The 20,510-nt window shown below is 34.2% G+C and carries 14 protein-coding genes, 1 tRNA gene and 3 pseudogenes; 7 read left to right on the forward strand and 11 right to left on the reverse strand.

Going from position 1 to position 20,510, the window contains the following annotated elements:
• Positions 1-44: 44 nt before the first annotated feature.
• Positions 45-182: a hypothetical protein gene (locus Wcon_RS11385; protein WP_179947473.1), complete on the forward strand. Its 138-nt coding sequence runs from the start codon at positions 45-47 to the stop codon at positions 180-182.
• 6 nt (positions 183-188) lie between these two features.
• A pseudogene (locus Wcon_RS11845) lies at positions 189-854 on the forward strand (IS5 family transposase); the annotation flags it as partial.
• Positions 855-960: 106 nt separating this feature from the next.
• On the opposite strand, the gene Wcon_RS03340 reads toward Wcon_RS11845, so the two are convergent.
• The 3 genes from Wcon_RS03340 to Wcon_RS03355 all read right to left on the reverse strand — a co-directional run bounded on the left by Wcon_RS03340 (position 961) and on the right by Wcon_RS03355 (position 6,269).
• Positions 961-1,977 carry a substrate-binding domain-containing protein gene (locus Wcon_RS03340; RefSeq protein WP_047759030.1) on the reverse strand — a complete coding sequence of 339 codons (1,017 nt, stop codon included), beginning with the start codon at positions 1,975-1,977 and terminating at the stop codon, positions 961-963.
• A 647-nt stretch (positions 1,978-2,624) separates the two neighbouring features.
• Positions 2,625-3,407, reverse strand: a complete 783-nt coding sequence (locus tag Wcon_RS03350; protein WP_114517216.1) for a hypothetical protein — start codon at positions 3,405-3,407, stop codon at positions 2,625-2,627.
• Between the two features lie 207 nt (positions 3,408-3,614).
• Entirely contained in the window at positions 3,615-6,269 is a 2,655-nt protein-coding gene (locus Wcon_RS03355) for a 2-oxoglutarate dehydrogenase E1 component (protein WP_114517224.1), read from the reverse strand.
• Between the two features lie 397 nt (positions 6,270-6,666).
• Between Wcon_RS03355 and Wcon_RS03360 the strand changes: the two genes are divergently transcribed.
• Positions 6,667-8,037 (forward strand): hypothetical protein, encoded by a 1,371-nt coding sequence (locus Wcon_RS03360; RefSeq protein WP_114517217.1) that lies wholly within the window; start codon positions 6,667-6,669, stop codon positions 8,035-8,037.
• Positions 8,038-8,044: 7 nt separating this feature from the next.
• Here the strand turns inward: Wcon_RS03360 and trpS are convergent, their stop codons facing one another.
• From trpS to Wcon_RS03385, 5 genes and pseudogenes are all read right to left on the reverse strand, one after another.
• A complete protein-coding gene (gene trpS, locus Wcon_RS03365) occupies positions 8,045-9,043 on the reverse strand; it encodes a tryptophan--tRNA ligase (RefSeq protein ID WP_114517218.1) in 999 nt (332 codons plus the stop codon).
• A 27-nt stretch (positions 9,044-9,070) separates the two neighbouring features.
• Complete coding sequence (locus Wcon_RS03370) at positions 9,071-9,619, reverse strand: nucleotide exchange factor GrpE (protein WP_114517219.1); 549 nt, start codon at positions 9,617-9,619, stop codon at positions 9,071-9,073.
• 62 nt (positions 9,620-9,681) lie between these two features.
• The gene (locus Wcon_RS03375) at positions 9,682-10,668 is read right to left on the reverse strand and encodes a polyprenyl synthetase family protein (protein WP_114517220.1); all 987 of its coding nucleotides are present in this window, start codon (positions 10,666-10,668) and stop codon (positions 9,682-9,684) included.
• A 10-nt stretch (positions 10,669-10,678) separates the two neighbouring features.
• Positions 10,679-10,993: a 30S ribosomal protein S16 gene (gene rpsP, locus Wcon_RS03380; RefSeq protein ID WP_114517221.1), complete on the reverse strand. Its 315-nt coding sequence runs from the start codon at positions 10,991-10,993 to the stop codon at positions 10,679-10,681.
• Positions 10,994-11,131: 138 nt separating this feature from the next.
• Positions 11,132-12,932 (reverse strand): annotated as a pseudogene (locus Wcon_RS03385) (peptidylprolyl isomerase).
• A gap of 355 nt (positions 12,933-13,287) precedes the next feature.
• On the opposite strand from Wcon_RS03385, the gene Wcon_RS03390 reads away from it, so the two are divergent.
• Positions 13,288-13,872, forward strand: coding sequence for a cell cycle transcriptional regulator TrcR (locus tag Wcon_RS03390; RefSeq protein ID WP_179947474.1), 585 nt, complete (start codon positions 13,288-13,290; stop codon positions 13,870-13,872).
• 195 nt (positions 13,873-14,067) lie between these two features.
• A complete protein-coding gene (gene rho, locus Wcon_RS03395) occupies positions 14,068-15,474 on the forward strand; it encodes a transcription termination factor Rho (RefSeq protein WP_047759020.1) in 1,407 nt (468 codons plus the stop codon).
• A gap of 286 nt (positions 15,475-15,760) precedes the next feature.
• On the opposite strand, the gene guaB is transcribed toward rho, so the two are convergent.
• Positions 15,761-17,254 (reverse strand): IMP dehydrogenase, encoded by a 1,494-nt coding sequence (guaB, locus tag Wcon_RS03400; protein WP_047759019.1) that lies wholly within the window; start codon positions 17,252-17,254, stop codon positions 15,761-15,763.
• Between the two features lie 118 nt (positions 17,255-17,372).
• On the reverse strand, positions 17,373-18,167 hold the full coding sequence (gene rsmA, locus Wcon_RS03405) for a 16S rRNA (adenine(1518)-N(6)/adenine(1519)-N(6))-dimethyltransferase RsmA (RefSeq protein ID WP_114517223.1): 795 nt from the start codon (positions 18,165-18,167) through the stop codon (positions 17,373-17,375).
• Positions 18,168-18,244: 77 nt separating this feature from the next.
• Between rsmA and Wcon_RS03410 the strand changes: the two genes are divergently transcribed.
• Positions 18,245-18,317: transfer RNA gene (locus Wcon_RS03410), tRNA-Thr, on the forward strand.
• 24 nt (positions 18,318-18,341) lie between these two features.
• A complete protein-coding gene (locus tag Wcon_RS03415; protein ID WP_047759017.1) occupies positions 18,342-19,067 on the forward strand; it encodes a triosephosphate isomerase in 726 nt (241 codons plus the stop codon).
• 413 nt (positions 19,068-19,480) lie between these two features.
• Here Wcon_RS03415 and Wcon_RS13305 read toward each other — a convergent pair.
• Positions 19,481-20,421, reverse strand: a pseudogene (locus tag Wcon_RS13305) (IS5 family transposase).
• Positions 20,422-20,510 lie beyond the last annotated feature (89 nt).

Below are 20,510 nucleotides of genomic sequence, written 5' to 3' on the forward strand. Positions count from 1 at the left end.
AACTGGTTTAGGGATTGTTACACCAACACAACAGAGGTTGGGATATGATGCAAGGAAAACTAAATCAGATAGCAGTAATCAAAGATGCTATGAATGCTACACTGAAGAGCCGTATGCGGGGAATTCGCAAGTACGGTTCTGTTGGGGGGATCATAGCAACTAAACCTAATAGGAGGATTTAAAGTTATGATCTCTACCGGACTGTATTTTGTGGAGTGCTGTACGTCCTAAAAAGCTGTTGCCAGTGGAGAATGTTGCCACAAGAGTTTCCAAAATGGAGAAGTTGTTACGACTACTTTAAAAAATGGAGCGAAAAACCAAGCGAAGATAAAGAAAGTATTTTGGAGAGTGTTTTAAAAAAAATTAGTTAGAAAGGTCCGTATCAACAATGGTAGGAAACAGTTTCTGTATAATTGATGCTCAAAGTGTTAAAAACGCAGATACTGCTGAAAGAAAGGGCTATGATGCAGGCAAAAAAAATTTCAGGTATAAAGCGCAGTTGATACACAAGGTCTTCCACACGCAATTCATATAACAACGGCAGAAGCAGCTGATCGTAGCAGTGCTGTAAAAATGGTTAAAAATGCTAAAGCAAAACTCTCTGAAGTCAAAAATATACTCGCTGATGCTGGCTATACAGGAGAAAATTTTGCAACACAAATAAAAGCAACTATTGGTGCAACTGTTGAGGTGAAGCGAATTACATACCTTTGCTGTATTGCCAAAAAGATGGGTTGTAGAGAGGTCTTTTGCTTGGTTGGAAAAATGTAGACGGTTATGGAAAAATTGCGAGCGTAAACTCAACACCAGCTTACAAATTTGCTTTCACTTCTTTGCTCCTCAAAAGATTATGAACAGGTTCTTAGGAAATCTAAGTATGATAATACTAAAAAAAGAAATGTATTCTATTAAACGTTCTATTGTTAACTTAGTATCCAGAACAAAAAAATATCAAAGTCGTCACATTATATCACGAACCTTTTCCAAGACTTTCTTCATATTTTCGCTTGAAAGTAGGATTAAGCCAAGCCTAGATAAGTATCCACCTTCAGTACTGATAGAGTCTACAACTTCTTTAATGAATTCTCTTAACCCATCAACAGTATATAAGTGTTCTTTCTTTATATAAAGATATAAAGGCCTTGCTAACATATATTCCCCCGATGATATATTTTTATAAGTTGGCTCAATTCCTGCGATTGTACTTCCTTGAATTTCATCTTGGTTTTTCGCTAGAAAGCTGAAGCTAAATATTCCTAAAGCGTTTTTATTGCTCTTCAATTTTTGTATTATTATGTTTTCATTAATTCCAACTTCTATATACCTTCCATCATCCCTGATATTACTACATGCTTTCTTTCTTTTTTCCTGATCTTTATAATTCTCTTTGAAAATCCTTGAGTTCATACATGAATATTGATCAAGCATAATAAAATTAACCAAAGTTTCATGTGTGCCTGTATTTTGATGTGGACCATAGATTTTAATTTCTGTTTTTGGTAGGGCTTGATTTACATCAGACCAAAATTTTTTATTATTTTTTACTAATCTGCCATTTTCTTGAGAATATGCAGATAAAGTTTCAAATAGGTCATTTTTCGTAAAATCAAATCTATGGCTTTGATTTGAATTTGCAATGACAACTCCATCATAGCCAATGATGATCTCTATTACTTCATTAACTTTATTTCTTTTGCATAGTTCTCTCTCTACTTCCTTGATAGGACGAGATGAAGTGGTGATATCTGGTGTGTCTTCCCCTATCCCTAAGCAAAACATTTTGAACCCTGATCCACTTCCTATTGATTCCACAACTGGAGTTTTAAAGGGAAATACACGACTGAATTCTTCAGCTATAAATGAGATAAACGGAAAAACAGTTGAAGATCCAACAATTCTGATATACTTTCTGGCATCAGTATTTGATAGCGGCATGAGTAATACAAGTGCAAAAATAAGGAAAAAGCGTTTCAGCATCGTTTTTGCTTAAGAGTGTAAACTTAATTATTGTAATAAAAAATCAAACTGAAAAGCTTTTTTTCTAGATTTCAGCAGGTATAGCAATCACAATTTATTATAAAGCAGCCAGGAAAAATACTCCACAAAAAATAAAACTAGGTTACACCATAGCTACGTTGCAGTATCTCCTAACAAATAATTGAGTTGTTAAGTGCAAAAGTAGTCAATCTAATGTTAAAATACAACGTTTTTGGGAGTGTTAAATAAATCATAGGCGTCAAGTTAAGGAAAAGTGGCATAAGAAAGAAGAGAAGCGGTAAAAATTATTCTAGATATTAAACGATAAAATTAGTAATTTATAGACTCTTTTAAAAAAATTATCTTATTTTAGATCAAGATTTCTTAAAAAATAAATATAATAAATAAACCTTAAATGGTTGCTATATTGGGCGTATTCTCTTAACTTGACGCGTATGGTTTATTTAACACTCCCTGCCCGTGCGCTTTGATGCAGATTACTTAAACGCTTCTATTGATAACTATTGCAGTAGCAGCTGGAATAATATCCCCTTGGTGGAAGTGAAAACATAGATTGAAAAAATTAAGCAATGCTGAGATCTAAATGAACCTCAGCATATGCAATCATTTTTAACCAACTATATATATTACAATATACTAGAATATTGCTGAGTTCCCACACTTGAAGCTTGAGGAGATTCTAATTTAGTACTCTGCAAAATAGAAAGTTTTAATAACTCCTTTAGAGCTAATTTTTCAAGTGCTGTATCATCTTTATTTAAGATTTTATCTAGCATGTTGCTTTTCTGTAAGCGATTAACATAATTTCTAGCTTCCCCATTAAGAGCCCCTACTGTGTTGATACAAGACAATACTAAATCCGAGCTCTTTATTGCTAAAATTCCATTTACGAAAATGTCTAATTTTGTTTTATCTTTAGTTAAGTCTCTAGCTAACCTATTTCTGATAACAGGATTATTATCATTAAACACAGTGCACTCAAGATAAAAGGAAGGATTAACAAGTATAGAGTACTCCAAAGGTATTGGTTTCAAACAATCGTTAGCATGAACAAATATGCCACATTCAGTAACACGCCCTTCTCTTACCGCAACACTATAGTTGAAACGATCTTCATACATTGATAGCAAAGAAAAAAGACGTATTACACTTGTACCTCTATCTTTCATTTCATCGAAAAGCTTTCTATCACTTATTAGTTTATGCAAGATGTAATCCATAGCAAAGTAATTTGCATCGTGAAAACAAAACATACTACTTTCTTCAAAAATGGTCTCAGCTAATTCAATAGATTTTTTATCCTCATCTATGAAAGCTTTTTCATTTCTATTTAACTGTATGATTTCAGCTTTGCTATTGTTGCGTAGATCAGTTCTTTCTATTAACATCTCAAATATTTTTGTATTCATATATATTCTATATTAATTAAAGTAAGTATTAATAATACTTACTTTTTAATAAAAATAAATAAAAATCTTAATTTTTTAAACAAAATGAAAGTCCTTTTATATTTGTCTGAGCATCAAAGAGGTTTTATTAGTGTGATCCGTTCTCTATTGCACCTGGCTGGAGCACGTAGTGCCAATACTTTTATAGCACCATTTCTACTGTGAATACTAAGCGATCTGTCTTAGAATCTCCTCTTTTTGCTGATCATGAACTTTAGAATAACCGCATGCAGGAGATGCAGCAGCAGGTCTTGCGATACACTTAGGTCTTTTTGCTTGAGTGTCGAGATTAGATAGCACTTCTTCTATCAATGGGTTGACAAAGAACCATCCTCCCATATTTTTTGGTTCCTCTTGACACCATATAATTTCAGCGTTTTTGTACTTTTCAAGTTCACTACCTAGTTTATCAGCAGGGAATGGATAGAATTGTTCTAAACGGACTACTGCTATATCGTTTATTTTTTGTACTTCAAGCATTTCAATTATGTCGTAATAGACTTTACCACTGCATATTACGACTTTACGTATTTTATCATTTGAAGCTAAACCTTTTCTACACTCTGGAATTACCGTGAGAAATTTTTCTTCAAAGTCAGAAAGATTAGAAACTGCACTTTTATGACGCAATAGTGATTTAGGTGTAAACAGCACTAAAGGTTTACGAAAATCCCGATGAATTTGCCGGCGCAAAGCATGAAAATAATTTGCGGGAGTGGAGCAATTCACTATCTGCATATTATCTTCTGCACAAAGTTGCAAAAATCTTTCTATACGAGCAGAACTATGCTCAGGTCCTTGCCCTTCATAACCATGAGGCAAAAGTAAAACTAGACCACTTGATCGCAACCACTTTGTTTCTGCAGATGCAATAAACTGGTCGATCATAATTTGCGCGCCATTTGCAAAATCACCAAACTGTCCTTCCCAGAGCACCAGTGAATATGGAGAATCAAGGCTATAGCCATATTCAAAGCCCATCACAGCATACTCAGATAGTGCACTATCTATAACTTCAAAGCGAGCTTGTTCTTTGTTTATATTGTTCAGTGGAATAAACGTTTCTTCTGTTACCTGATTAACAAGTCTTGAATGACGGTGCGAAAAAGTACCGCGACCAGAATCTTGTCCTGACAAGCGCACTCCTATTCCTTCTGTGAGCAATGACGCGAATGCAAGACTTTCAGCAGTTGCCCAGTCTATGTTGCTACCAGAATTTACACTCTCTATTCTGCCATCGAGTATTTTTCTAACTTTATTGTTAAGATTAAAACTGCTTGGAATATTGCTATTTATGTGTACACCTAATTTTTTTAGCTCATCTGGTGAGACACCAGAGTCTGTATAGTATTCATTCAAATCGTTCAACTTTGCTCTTCTTAATTTTGACCACACTCCACCAAACCAATCGGCTTTTTGGGAAGTGTAAGTCGCTGACTCAGCAAGGCTTTTATCCAATCTTGCCCTAAATTCGCTGCGTAATTTATTTACTTCATTGTCACTTAATACTTTCTCTGCAGTCAGCTTCTCTTCATACAGTGTTCCTGGAGTTTTATGCTTTGATATTGCTTGATACATAAGTGGCTGAGTGAAATTTGGTTCATCGCCTTCATTATGGCCATATTTGCGGTAACATATTATGTCAATCACTACGTCCTTTTTAAATTTCTGCCTATATTCCATTGCCAAACTTGCAGCAAAACTCACAGCTTCTGGATTGTCTCCACTGACGTGAAATACTGGAGCTTCTATTGACTTTGCTACATCAGTGCAATAAAAAGAAGATCGCGCACAACGCGGATTAGCGGTAAACCCAACTTGGTTATTAATGACAATATGGACGATACCACCTACTGTATAACCTTTAATGTTGCTCAAAGTCAGGGTTTCAGCAACCACTCCTTGCCCGATAAAAGCTGCATCACCATGAATTGATATTCCAAGCACAGATCTCATATTTTGCTTTGCTCTTACTCTTCCAGCGAGAACTGGATTTACCGCCTCAAGGTGAGATGGGTTAGGACATAAACTTAAGTGTATTTTTTTACCACCAGCAAGTGCTCGATCAGAAGAGTAACCAAGGTGATATTTGACATCACCAGACACCTCAAGACCACTTGGGTATGCAAGGTTACCTTGAAATTCAGATAGCATTGCCGCATACTCTTTTCCCATAACTTTGGTTAGAACATTAAGCCTTCCTCGGTGAGCCATACCAAGAACTATTTCTTCAATACCAAAAGCTGTGGAATCACTAATAACTCTTTCAATTGCAACAATAGTTGACTCTCCGCCTTCAATAGAAAAACGCTTGTATCCAGGAAATTTCATATGGAGAAATTGCTCGAACATCTCAGATTCGATTAAGTGCCTCAGTATTTCTTTTTTATCCTGAGGACTCAGCGTATAGGTCTGGTTTTCAATTTTCTCCTGCAGCCACATCCTCTCCTCGTAAGAGGAAATATGCATAAATTCAAAGCCGATATTCTTGCAGTAAATATCTCTATAGATTTCAGCATCACGCATTGGAGATAGGTTCGAGTATTTTTGATAATCTATTTCTTTATTTACGTTTGGTGATAATGGATTTAAGTCTGCAAAAAAATGACCGTAAGATCTGAAAAAATTTGCCAAATTAGAAACCGAATCATTCGCTTTTACTACATCCTGCCCACTGCAAGAGCTAGCTTTATTAGCTTCTAAATTGCCTGAAAAAATTCTATACCAATCCTCCCCGATTGATCTATCACCCTGCAGATAACGGCTGTATATTCCCTCTACAAATTCTGCATTATCACTATAAAGGCAGCTTAAACTTAGCATAATCACTATAAAAGATATCAAATACTTATAAGTATACCTTAAGTTTTTTAAAAAAGAACTCCTTTAGTTTCCAATTATTAAGTTATACAAACACTGCAATCTGAGTTCTCCAGGAAGGGTGTCATTCTAGACTGGCGTCTAATCTTTCCATAAAACATTGTATTTTAACATAAAACAGCTATACTCACCAACTTATGCCCAATCAGAATTCCTAGATCCCAGTGTCAAGCGCTGGGATGACATCTTTTTTGGACTCCTATACTATTGCTGATTGAAGATTATTGAAATTTTTTTTGCACATTTAAGAGCGCAAGCGTTTATGAGTCAGAGGATAAGTCATATAAGATTTACTGGATCTTAATACTTTGAATTTATATTTTAGTAAACGGTAATTGGTATGAGTAATCTATTTAAAAGTGACAATTATGATAACAATCTCAATTCTTTGATAAGAGCCATAAAGCTGAAGGATAAAAAAAAAATTGATGAACAATATGATGAGACATTGAGGGATTTATCTCAAGCTCTGAAGGGTTTTACAAACAAGGCAGAAGATGTAGCCAAGTTTGTTATATATAGTGATTTGAATAATTATGTAGAACCGTTGAATGCAAAGCCACTCGGTTTTTTTGAAACATTGAAGGGAATATTAGATAGAGTCTTGGGAAAAGATATTCCAGTTAAGGATAATGATATGAGAGATTTTGTTGGTGATAAATTATCAGGTTTCACCATAGAAAAAGCAGCCGAATATACAAATATCTTAAGGATAATTAACCTCTTCAAAGAAAGACTCAAAGAAATTTTAGATTCGAAGCAGAATGTAAAAGACAATAAAGGACATAAATCATATGAAGTAAGCACGGAAAACAAAACGACATCAAAGCAGAAGGAAGATGCTTTAAAGCTGCAAGAAGGAAAACAGCCAGCAGGAAAATCAGGTATGAAAAAAATAAAACGGCCAACAACAGCGCCTCCGCCACCTCCTATTACTTCAAATGAGCTTAAACCTGAGCCTCAGAAAAAGGTTGCTACTACTGAAAAGAAGAAGGTGCGCTTTAAATCGAAACCAGAGATTATACCTTTTGATGATTCAGGATATGAAAGTTTATCAGATGAAGAGTCTGATAAAAAAATATCTAATTACCAAGAAAAAGGGTCAATTTATGTAACAGTTCCTAAAGAACATATAGAAGCGAAAAGAGAAAGTAGAAAGAAACAGCCACCAAAACCGTCAATAGCACCACCAATGCCAAATGCTATCGGTCAAGAAGTGAGGCAAAAACCTAAAAAAGATAAACCTGAAATACCACCAAAGCCTAAAAACCTAGGCCAACAAGTGAGCACGAAACCAAGGATAGTAGGAGTGACTCCCAAAAAATCAGCTAAAAGTAAACCGACAGTACCGCTAAAAAAAGCTGCTGATAAAGCAGCACCAGAAGTAAAAGTGGTTACTATGAAAGAAAAAGTAAATAGCAAGAAGGACGGCAGAGTAAAGTCAATGGTAGAAAAAATTGAGCAAAATCAAGCTGCTGAGAGCAAAGCCACTCCTGTTGCACAAGCAGATATCGGTATGAAGAAAGATCCTGTACCATCGCCAAAAGCTGCCTCTCAATCTCACTTATTTCCGACAGGAAATAAAAGATCTAAAATGAACCCCATAACAGCAAAGTCCGATCCCAAGCCTCCAGTTAGTGAAAAACCTCTTCTCACGCATGTCAGCGTAAAGAAAATAGCTGCACGATTTGAAAGCCATGGGAAGAAATAGCTATAACCTATTGAACAAACCCTATAATATCCTTGGTCTTTCTTATATTGTTATTTGCAATTTCTGCTGCTTTCTTTGTACCTTTTTTTAATATTTCATGTAAATGGAATTGGTCTTTTAAAAGACCGTTCATCTTCTCACGTATCGGTGATATAACACCGATGATTAAGTCAGCTAACTCTTTTTTGAAGTGCTTCATGTTATGCTTGTTCATTTCTTCGCACACTTTATCCACGCTTGTGTCACTAAGCACTGAATAAATGCTCACCAAATTGCTTATTTCTGGACGACACTTTAAAGTACAAAAATCAAAGCTTGAGATTGAATCTGTTTTTGCTTTTTCTATTTTCTTGATAATTAAATCATCTGTATCATCAAGATTAATACATGAATATTCTGAAGGATCAGATTTACTCATCTTGCTTGTACCATCCCTTAAGCTCATTATCCTTGATGTGCAATCCAAAGTTAAGATTTCAGGTATGATGAAATGACTACATTTATAATGATTGTTAAAAGCTGATGCAATATCACGTGCAAGTTCTAAATGCTGTTTTTGATCATCACCAACAGGAACGTATTTAGTTTGATACAGTAATATATCCGCAGCCATAAGTACTGGATAGCTGTATAGCCCAAGAGAAGCTTTTTGCTTATCGTTACCAGCTTTATCTTTAAATTGAGTCATACGATTAAGCCAACCAATTGGTGTATAGCACTCAAGCAGCCAGCCCAGTTCTGCATGACCACTAACTGTGGATTGATTGAAAATAATGGACTTTTCTGGATCTATTCCACATGCAATATAAGCTGCTGCTGTTTTGAAAATATTACTTTTTAATTCGTTTGCAGGAAGCTTATTTGCTGTGATTGCATGTAGATCAACAATGCAAAAAAGAGATTTATATTTATCCTGTAAGCCTATCCACTGCTTGATTGCACCAAGATAATTGCCTAAATGTAGTGTGCCGCTTGGCTGAATACCTGAGAAGACAATTTCTGTCATATCTTGTGCACTTTATTATTCGCTCTCTCAATCAGCAGATTTTTTAGAAAGAACAACCATTGCAGCTCGAAGCAACCTATTTTTAATGGTATAACCAGTTTGTAATACTTCTACAATAGTACCAGGCTCTTTTTCATTATCCTCTCTTTCCACAACAGCTTGGTGTAAATTACTATCAAAAGACTCACCTAGTGGATCTACTTCTTCTATTCCATGTTTTTTTAGATCATTTATAATCTTTTGGTGAGCTACTTTTATTCCTTCATGAATAGGATCACCATCTTTCAAATTTTCGATTACTTTCTTTAAATTGTCGCATGAGTCAATCATGTCACGTGCAAATTTTGTGACTGCATAGTCACTTACATCGTTAATTTGCTTTTGCATTATACGTTTAACGTTTTCATTATCCGCAACAGCGCGACGTAAATGATCTTCAAGTTGAGCTGCACGTTCTTTCAACATATTAAGCTCTTCATTTAAATCACCTGTTTGCTGATCCTCTTGGTCATCTACTTTTCGTTTACTGATCATATCTGCAAATTTCTTTTTTTTCTCTTTACTACTATCTGACATATCATTCACCCTTACAAATCTAATAAATATATAACAATCAATCTAAAAATATCAAGCGCTAGCTATGCTTGTCTTTCTATGCTTGCATTTAAAAATTCAATCAAAGTAGTTTTATAAAGAGAATCAGGAAAAGTATCAATATTACTTTGTGCCATATTAATATAGTGTCTAGCTTCTTCCATAGAAACCTGAATGGCATTATGATGATTAATATATTGTAATGCTTGGTCAAAATTGTGCCTAGCTGAAGAAAAAGATTTCTCCCAGAATTTTTGTTCTGCTGGACTGCCTTTTTCATATGCTATAATAGAAGGTAAGGTCACTTTACCTTCAAAAAAATCTTTTCCAAGTTGTTTTCCTAAAGTGCCTTGATTAGCAGTATAATCTAGCACGTCATCAATTATTTGAAATGCCATACCAAAATTAAAACCAAAATTTCTTAGCCTTTCTATTTTGTCACTTGTGGCTCCAGATACTGTTGATGCAGCTTCACAGCACGCAGAAAATAAAGATGCTGTCTTTTCTCCAATGATATTAAAATAATTTTTCCTAATCGTGTTAGGGTCAAAACGCGTTGTCATTTGCTTTATCTCACCCTTCACAAGCAAGTTTGATGCCTTAGATAAAATAGAGAGAACACTTAAATTTCCACATTCTATAAGCCATCTAAATGCTAAGGTCAACAACAGATCACCAACTAAAATGCTTGATTTATTTCCCCAAATTTTATTCGCTGTTGCAACTCCATGGCGTGCCTTACTTTCATCAAGCACATCGTCATGAAGTAAAGTAGCGTTATGTATAAATTCTACCGATGCAGCAATGTTGATCCTACTCTCTCCAGAATAGCTCAGCATTTTACATATAATAAAAACGAGCTTAGGCCTTATCTTTTTTCCTCCTGATTTAACAAGATGAGATATGATATCGGTAGCAAGCTTCGCATCTTCATCATTGACATTTTTGAAGATAAAATCATTCATAGTTGATAAATCATAAGATACGATATTATCTAATTTACTATCGTTTGTTAAATCAGTGTTTAGCATTTAAGAAGACTTATGCTTCTTGTTCTTGTGCTTTCTCGACTTTCTTCTTTTCTATTTTTTTTGATTCTGTTTCTAAAGTTACTATGCCTTTTTTAATGAACCACAGTACCCTTTCAGTTGCCTGCGCTCCTACACTTAGCCAATATTTTAATCTATCAGCTTTCACTACAATACGACTTTTATTGTCTTTTGGTAACATTGGATCGTATTGTCCTATTTTCTCAATAAAACGCCCATCTCTTGGTGCTCGTGAATCAGCTACAACTATCCTATAAAAAGGGCGTTTCTTTGCGCCAAACCTTGCCAACCTTATTTTAACTGCCATGTCAACCTTTATTCATATATTAATTACAATTTAATACAATAAACAGTTCAAGTCAAACCAATTGTACTTCTTTTACCTGAAAACAACATAACTTCCGCTAATCACTCATAAAAGGAAGACCTAAGATAATAAACTTTTTTATATATCATCAATCATAGCGTGGTTAACTTCAACTATATACTTTGATTTTAGATAGAGAATTAGCTGTTCCTTTAGCGATATCATCACACGTTTTCCAGTGTCAAGCATGTTTAATTTACCATTTGATAAGTGCATTTCTTTTAAAACACCTATTATAATTTCATTGTTGTATTGAATAGGCTCTGTTACTAAACCAGCTGTCTTCATATTAAAAATCTCTTCTATAAGAGAAAAAGGGTAGCTTTGTTCATTGCGTTGTATTTGCTGATCTTCAACCAATTTTACACCTTGCATTTCTTCCAAATCTGTCTTTTCTTTTAGTTGAACTGCAACTTCTTGTCCTAATTTAAACATTCTTTCTTTTATAAACTCACTACGCCAAAGCTTCACGACTGATGCCCTACTTTCTTCAAAACTTTGTAATTTAGGAGGAATGATATCAGTGATTTTTACACTAACAACAGCGTCCCCAACGCCCTTGAAATAACCTTTCTGATCCTTTTCTCGCAAAAAAAATGAAAGAAATCAAATCACTAGAATCTCCTATGTTATTACCGCTTTGATCTTTTCCACTTGCATCTACTGGACCAATAGTTTGTATAGGCAAATTGTATTCACTCAATATTTCTTCAATTGCTGTGCCATTGTATATCTTATAGTTCACTTGGTTTATGAAATCATTGACTCTTTCAAAAGACTTTTGGTTAGTTAAAACTGACTTTACATCTTTTTTTAAATCAACTAAGTCTTCATCAGAGATTTGATGCGCACTTTCCACTTTTATTATGTGCCAACCAAAACTGCTTGCTAAAACTTCACTTATTTCACCTACTTTGAGAGCAAATACCTTTTCCCTCACGTCTTCTGGTAAAAAATCCTTGGTTATATTATTTACTCTAGTTTCCTCAAGTTTTGCTTTGCCAAACTCTTCTACTATCTGTTCAAAGCTCATTTTACCCTCCTCAAATGCCCTTCTTGCTGTCTCAGCTTTCTCTTTGGTAGGAAATATTACATTGAATATATCTCTTTGATCTTTAAGTTCCTGTTGTTCTATTACACCATCAACTTCTTCATCTGAGATTTTGATTTGATCTTCAAAATACTTTTGGTCCAGAGAAATATATTGCGCAGTTCGATACTCAGGATAATAAAAATTGGACTTATTTCTTTCGTATAAATCAAGTAAGACTTGATCATTTGGTTCAGGAACGTTTGTAACTGCATCTTCAGTTATTTTAACAATATCAACTACTCTAGTTTGGTAGCGACTTTTGTATATCTGCTCGTCAATTTTCTTGCCAAAAGTTATCGGATAATTATCTTTAAATAATGAAGTCATGAACATCATTACAGGCAAGATTTTCTCTAGCTTTGCTATATACTCGTTTTCTGTAATATGCAGGCTATTTAGCGTTTTATGGAATTTATTTTTGTCAAATTCGCCTTTATCGTTTTGAAAGTACTTGGTATTTTTAATATGGTTTTTTATAGACTCTTCTCCAACTGTTAATCCTAGTTCACTAGTTAGGTTAAACAATAGTTTTTGCTCTATAAGTGCATTAAGCAAATCGTATTTCAGCTTTTTTACTTGTTCTCCACTTGCATCAGATCCAGAGATTTGCTTTCCATAATTTTGATATAGCGATTTATACTCATCTGATGTTATAACTTCTTTTCCAACTCTAGCTACCTCTTCTTTTTCATCATCATCTGATAAAAGGTTGCTAACTCCCATGAAGATTAACAAGCAAGCTAAAAGGACAACGGTTACTTTAGTGAAAAAATTTTTAACATTCATTTTAAACTCAGTTAATTAATGGTTAATTATAGAATAGTGATAATATAATTCTTGTAAACCTGTTGCTTTATTAGCTAATATATATATATAATATTACAATATATTAACTTAAAATTTAACTCTCCTCTTAGATAAAAACATATATTCAACTAAGTTATACTATACCTTAAGAAGGGAAAATATTTTTTTGAATCGTTTGAAATATGCTTAAAGGTAAGCGCATTTAATTAACCTAAGAGGTGAGAGATATAAACCAAAAAGTTGTTGAATGACAAAGTTAATGCTTTTTTAGTTTTAATAGCTTATATTTTATCTTTATAACAGTAAAGGAATATTAGCATGGGAGATGTTTTTGATGTCAATGGAATCTTCTAAGGACAATAACTATAGAAATGAACAATTTCTAATGCAAGTAGCTAATTGGTTGGTAGATAACACTAGTTTAACTTTTAATCAAATAGCACAATGTTGCAAATTAGACCTTAAAAAAGTACAAGATATAGCTGATGAGGAAATAGAAGTTGAAAAGTATGACCCTATTATTTCTGGAATAATTACTGAAAAAGAAATCGATGATTGCAAAAAAAATCCAAATCGTGTGCCAAATTTGATTATGGAAAATATAAAAAAAAGGAGAAAAGCGGTTTGCAGCATTCTTGGCTTTGCTTCTACAATAAGGCGTAGAGATAAACCTAATGCGATTTATTATTTGGTAAAAAAATTTCCTATCTTTAACAATTATGTTATAGCTAAGCTAGTGAGTACAACAAATTATACAGTTGAGCAAATAAGAGATGGATCTCATCATAACATGCACAATATAAAACCCCAAGATCCTGTACTGCTCGGCTTATGTAGCCAGGAAAATTTAGAAGCGGAAGTGGAAAAAGCAAAGGTAGAAGAAGAAAAACAACGAAGGTTAAAAAATATAAATGAATAGCTATTGATGATTCTCAAATTTTTGCGATTTGTTAACATTAAATTAACTTGACTTGTTAGTTCTTGTCAGTATAATATAAGTAAAGTATCTAGTTTAATAGTAATTAAGCTTAAGTACGCACTAAAAACTAGCTCATTTATTATCTTATAGTCACATCTTAGGTTAGTAAGCATCAGTTAAAATTTTTGGAGGATTATGACAACAATCAATGAAGATGTCTTAGCAAAAGGAAAGGTTATAGATCAACCTGAAAAAGGTGAACGAGTTCACAATAATGATACAGTAAACCAGATAGCCATTGAAGGTACTGAAAAAAACAAAAAAACATTAGATCTGAGCGAATTAAAAAAGAAAACAGCAGAAGAATTGTTAGAGTTAGCTGAAGAAAGAAAAATTTCAACTAACGGTAAAAGCAATGGTAGAATGCTAAAGCAAGAAATAATATTCAGCTTAATGAAGAAAATGAGCGAAGAAGGAGGCATAACCACAGGGAGTGGAATAGTGGAAATATTGCCTGATGGTTTCGGTTTCTTACGTTCAGCAAGTGCAAATTATGCCCCAAGTACCGATGATGTTTTTATTTCCAACGGGCAAATAAAGAAGTTTAATTTACGTACAGGAGATATGGTATATGGGGAAATAAGGCCACCTGGTGATAAAGAAAGATATTTTACTTTAACTAAGGTTCAAAGTATAAACTCTACTGAAGTCAGTGAATTAAGAAAGTACGTCCATTTTGATAATTTGCTTCCTCTTTATCCTGAAGAGAGCTTAATCCTTGAAAACAACAGCAGTGGAGATAATAAAAAAGATATAAATATGCGTGCTGTGGATATAGTGACACCTCTTGGAAAAGGACAAAGAGCATTGATAGTTGCTCCGCCTCGTACAGGAAAAACGATATTGCTTCAGCAAATGGCTCACTCTATAGCTACAAATCATCCTGAAATAGAACTAATAGTATTACTTATAGATGAAAGACCCGAAGAGGTGACAGATATGATGCGCTCTGTAAAGGGTGAAGTGGTAAGCTCTACATTTGATGAACCTGCCTATCGTCATGTCCAGCTTGCTGAAATAGTAATAGAAAAAGCTAAAAGAATGGTCGAGCACAAAAAAGATGTAGTGATTTTGCTTGATTCTATAACTCGTCTTGCACGTGCTTATAATGCAGTAATTCCTTCGTCTGGAAAAGTTCTAACTGGCGGTGTAGATTCAAATGCACTGCAGAGACCAAAACGCTTTTTTGGAGCAGCTCGTAATATTGAAAATGGTGGTTCTTTGACAATTATCGCTACAGCTCTTATAGAAACTGGTTCAAAAATGGATGAAGTTATTTTTGAGGAGTTTAAAGGTACAGGTAATGCTGAAATTATACTCGATAGAAAGCTTGCTGATAAACGTATATTTCCTGCTATTGATATTACAAAATCCGGAACAAGGAAGGAAGAGCTATTAGTTAATAAGGCTATACTAAATAAAATATGGGTGTTGCGTAGGATACTTAGTCCTATGGGATCTGTTGAAGCGATGGAGTTTTTGCGCGACAAATTACTTTTAACAAAGAGCAATGCTGACTTTTTTAACTCTATGAATCACTAGAAGTAAGCCAGTTATGATGGATATGCTGAGCAAAAAGTAAAACGCTCTTATAGCTAAAATAATTTGGATTTACCAGAATATATTTATAGTTAAGTTGGTAATCTACCTTAAGTTGCTGTTCCAGCGTGTAGCACTAGTTTTGATCGAAAATTTTGTACAGTCAGTTTATTTACAATCAATTTTCCAGTATCAGCTACTTAAATGACATCTTTTGGACTCTTAATATTAGTATGTTTATACAATTGTGTATCAGTATTGGAGTGACATATTCCAAAAAGAATCGTATCTACTCTGAATCATCTGACAGGTTGTATGCTTGATAAGCGTAATTTGGAGCTTCCTGTGTAATGATTATATCATGAGCATGACTTTCTCTTAATCCTGATGCAGTAATAGTAACAAATTTGCAGTTTTTTTTCATCTCTTCTATATTACGATTACCAGTATAACCCATTGCAGCTTGCAATCCACCAATTAATTGACAGATCACTCCTGAAGCTGGACCTTTAAAAGGAACTCTTGCTTCTACTCCTTGTGGGACTAAATCAAGCTTTGAATCTTTATCTTGAAAATAACGGCTAGCTGAACCTCTTTTCATTGCGCTAATAGATCCCATTCCTCGATATTCTTTATATGCTCTACCCTTATACATGATAATCTCACCTGGGCTTTCGTCAGTACCAGCAAAGATTGAACCTATCATCACAGTATCAGCACCAGCTGCAATAGCTTTTGCAACATCTCCCGAGTATTTTATCCCACCATCAGCAATTAGTCTGACGTTTTTTGTTCTACACACCTCTGCAACATTCTTGATTGCAGAGAATTGCGGTATACCAACACCTGTAACTATTCTGGTAGTACAAATTGATCCGGGTCCTATTCCAACCTTCACTGCATCAACACCAGCATCAATCAACGCTTCAGCAGCCTCCTTTGTTGTAATATTTCCGCCGATTAATTGCGTATTCGGATACATCTTTTTTATTTCTCTAATGGTGCTGATAACGTTTTGGGAATGACCATGAGCGGTATCTACAATAACCACATCGACTTCTTCTTCGATCAAAGCTTCACATCTTTCTATATCATCTTTTTTACCAGTACCAATTGCAGCGGCAACTCTGAGCCGACCTTTACTGTCTTTACACGAATTTGGATATCTATTGTATTTTTCAATGTCTTTAACTGTAATTAGGCCTATGCAACAAGAATTTTTATCAACAACCAAAAGCTTCTCTATTCTATTTGCATGCAACAATTTCATTGCTGAGGCGCTACTCACTTCCTGCTCCCGCACTGTCACTAACTTATCTTTTGTCATTACTTCGGAAACTTTTATATTCATGTTCTGGTCTTCAATAAATCTTACATCTCGGTTAGTTAAAATTCCCACTAACTTGCGTTGCTCAACTACAGGAATTCCAGAATAGTTGTACTCTCTCATTAATGAAATTGCTTCCGCAACCGTTTTATCTGGGGAAATTGTAATTGGGTTATACACGATCCAACTTTCATATTTTTTCACCCTTCTTACTTCTAAAACTTGTTCATCTATTGATAAATTCTTATGTATGCAACCTATTCCCCCATGTTGGGCAATAGCTATTGCAAAGCCTGATTCAGTAACAGTATCCATTGCGGAGGATATGAGAGGGATATTTAGTTCTATATTATTTGTTAAATAAGTTTTTGTATCTGCATCACGAGGCAATACATCAGAATAGGCTGGTAAGAGAAGTACATCGTCAAACGAATAACAAGCTTCCATTTTTTTCATATGCTTTATTTAAAGCTTATACGCCAATTAATGAAATTGCAATAGAGCTTTTGTAAAATTAGCCTGGCTCCAGCTGTTTTTAGATCAAAATAGGATAGGGATGTAGCTTCTAATATATTTATCGCATAATTATGTTATTTGCTAGCAAACAAAACTGTTCAATAGTTAAGCTTTCTGGACGTTCGTCTCCACTCAGTTTAGCATTCTCAAGAATAGTTGAGACATCACTAGTTATACTTTGCAAGCTATTTCTCAGCATCTTTCTTCTTTGAGCAAAAACAGCACGTGTTAGCTTTGTTAAGGTTTCTAAATTGACTGCAAATCTTAGGTTGGACAAAGGTTTTACTGTAATTACTGAAGAATATATTTTTGGTCTTGGAAAAAACTCCTTAGGTTCAATATCAAATTCCTTTTTTATGTCGCATAGTAACTGGCTTAGCACTGATAGGGAACCATAATCTTTAGAATTAGGTTCTGCTGTAATACGCTCTGCTACCTCCTTTTGGAACATTAACGTCAAACTCGTAAAAAATTTTATATTATTTAACCACTTTAAAAATAACGCTACCGAGATATTGTAAGGCAAGTTAGCAATGACTTTAACTGGACATTCTACCAGCTCTTTTTCTACAACATTAAGTGCATCTGCTTCTATAATTCTATATTTTCCCTTATGCTCATTCAGCAATTGTTCATGATGTTTCACTAAATTACTATCTTTTTCTATAGAAAGTAGAAACTTTGGATTATACGCCAATATTTCCCTTGTTAACGCACCATATCCAGGACCAATTTCAATAACATTAAAATCTTTCAAGCTACCAGCTAAGGCAACTATTCTTTTTGTTATCTCATTCGATAAAATAAAATTTTGCCCTAGACTCTTTTTTGGCTTCAATAAAAATTTTCTCATATAATCTTATTATGCAGTTTTTTAAAAATTAGTTGACGAAAATTCACTGATAATTGTATATTGTCAGTGTATTTAATGCCGGCTTAGCTCAATTGGTAGAGCAACTGACTTGTAATCAGTAGGTTGTCAGTTCAAGTCCGACAGCCGGCACTCTCATCCATATAAGAAAAACTGATGTCCTTTTTAATAGTAGCCAATTGGAAAATGAATGGAACGCGTTCTTCATTTGTTGACTTCATAGACAAACTTAATGATAAGAGCAACAAAATTACCTCTAAATTAGTAATTTGCCCTCCTTTTACATCATTTCCAAGCAATATAGAGTTGGACAACAATATTAAAATAGGAGCACAAAACTGCCATCATAAAAAATCTGGTTCTTATACAGGCGAAATTAGCGCAGAAATGTTAAAGGAGCTAGGATGTAGTTACGTAATACTTGGACATTCTGAAAGAGCTCATGAAACAGATAGTGAAATAAAACTGAAATCAGAAACAGCAATAGAATCAGGCTTACACCCAATCATCTGCGTAGGTGAAAACTCAGAAGATTATAAAAATAAAAAAACAAAAGAAGTAATAGAATATCAGTGTAAAAACCGTTTGCCAACACATGGTGAATATACCATAGCATACGAACCGATATGGGCAATAGGAACAGGAAATGTGCCAAATAATGACGCAATTGCTGAGGTGATAGAGACAATAAAATTTTGTACTGGTAAAAAACACATTATATATGGTGGTTCAGTCAGCTCAGAAAATATAGAAAATTTACTCAGTATTCCAAATTTATTAGGAGTTTTAATTGGTAGTGCAAGCTTAGATTTTGATCACTTTTATAAAATTATACAACAAGTCGAGAAAAATTTTTCTCTTATTAATTCTAAAAATAGATAATACTCAATATAGGAATAGGTCTATCACGTGCGTCTCAGCAGATTCCGCTAGCATATAGTGAGATTGACGGTTGTCAAGGTGACACTGATTTCTATACAAAAGTGGTGTCATCTAAATACTGACACTGATTTCCATCCAAGACGGTGTCATTCCAGTGCCCAGACACTGGAATCCAGAAAAAGTAATTTCAACCAAGTGATAAAGGCTGGATTCCAGCATCACGCGCGCAGCTGTACGAACATTATCTGTAAGAAGATGTCATCCCAGTGCCCAGACACTGGGATCCAGTTAAATTTGCGAGTATAAAAGTAGCTGCTTTATGTTAAAATACAACGTTTCTGATGGTGATGGAAAAATGGATCCCAGTGGCTTTGTTGCATCGCTCTTTGGATAGTAGATAATGTATAATAAATTCATGAAGCTATCTCAAATTTAGCGACGCCAATTTCAATAAATTTATTGAGTAAGTAGCATTTTATTAGCAATTCTTTTTCACGATTTACTTCGGATTTATTTCTAAAGCTAAACCCAAATGTTTGTTTTAGTCGCGAAAAAAAAACCTCAATATATGACCTCTTTCCATAATTTACTTTTTCTTTCCACTTCTTCATACCATCTTCATTATGTAATTTGATTAACCTAATAGCAGTGTTCCTATCAGACATGTAGTCTATTTTTAAATGCTCTGCTGCACAGGTTTTTGGTAGAATTTTTGCTTTTATATTATATTCTTTGCATAATTTATAAAGCTTATGCCTATCGTACGCCCTATCGGCATATAGTACTTTTACGACATGCTGAAAATCAACTTTTTTTAGCAGATCACAAGTGATCAGAGTAGACACCGTTACTGTATTTTACAGCTATGGCGTTTTTGCTATTTATATTCAACATTACATGCAATTTTCTTGTCTGTTCATAGCTGCGATACTTTCTATCTTTACTATTTTCCTTACTGTGACCAGGGGTATTATTATAAATACTGATACTTGTACTGTCTATGGCAATTTCAATATCTTCCATATTGTTTTTGTCAACTCTGCAATCATTGATCTTAATATTGAGTTTTTTAAACCTTCTTGAAGCCTGCGAATAGCTAATGACTGCTAAGCCTTTTCCTACTTGCTGCAAATATCCTTTTATAAACCCTACCGTTTGTCTTAAGCCAATTCTAAAGAGACTAGCGACTATATGCACTAAAATCACAACTTTATCACTGTAAATATTGTTGCCACCGAACACTTTTGGACCATGTTCGTACCAATTTTCTATTAATAAAATGAAAAATATTTCCTCTTTCTTGGAGAAATTTGTTATATTCATTGCAGTTACTGACTTTCATTTGCTGTGGCATATTTTTTCTTCAATGGTTAAATGGCTATTCTATAATGAATTTTGTCAGTAACTGCCAGTTCTTTTCTCTTGAGTGATGCAACAAAGCCA

It is taken from the genome of Wolbachia endosymbiont of Cylisticus convexus, from assembly GCF_003344345.1.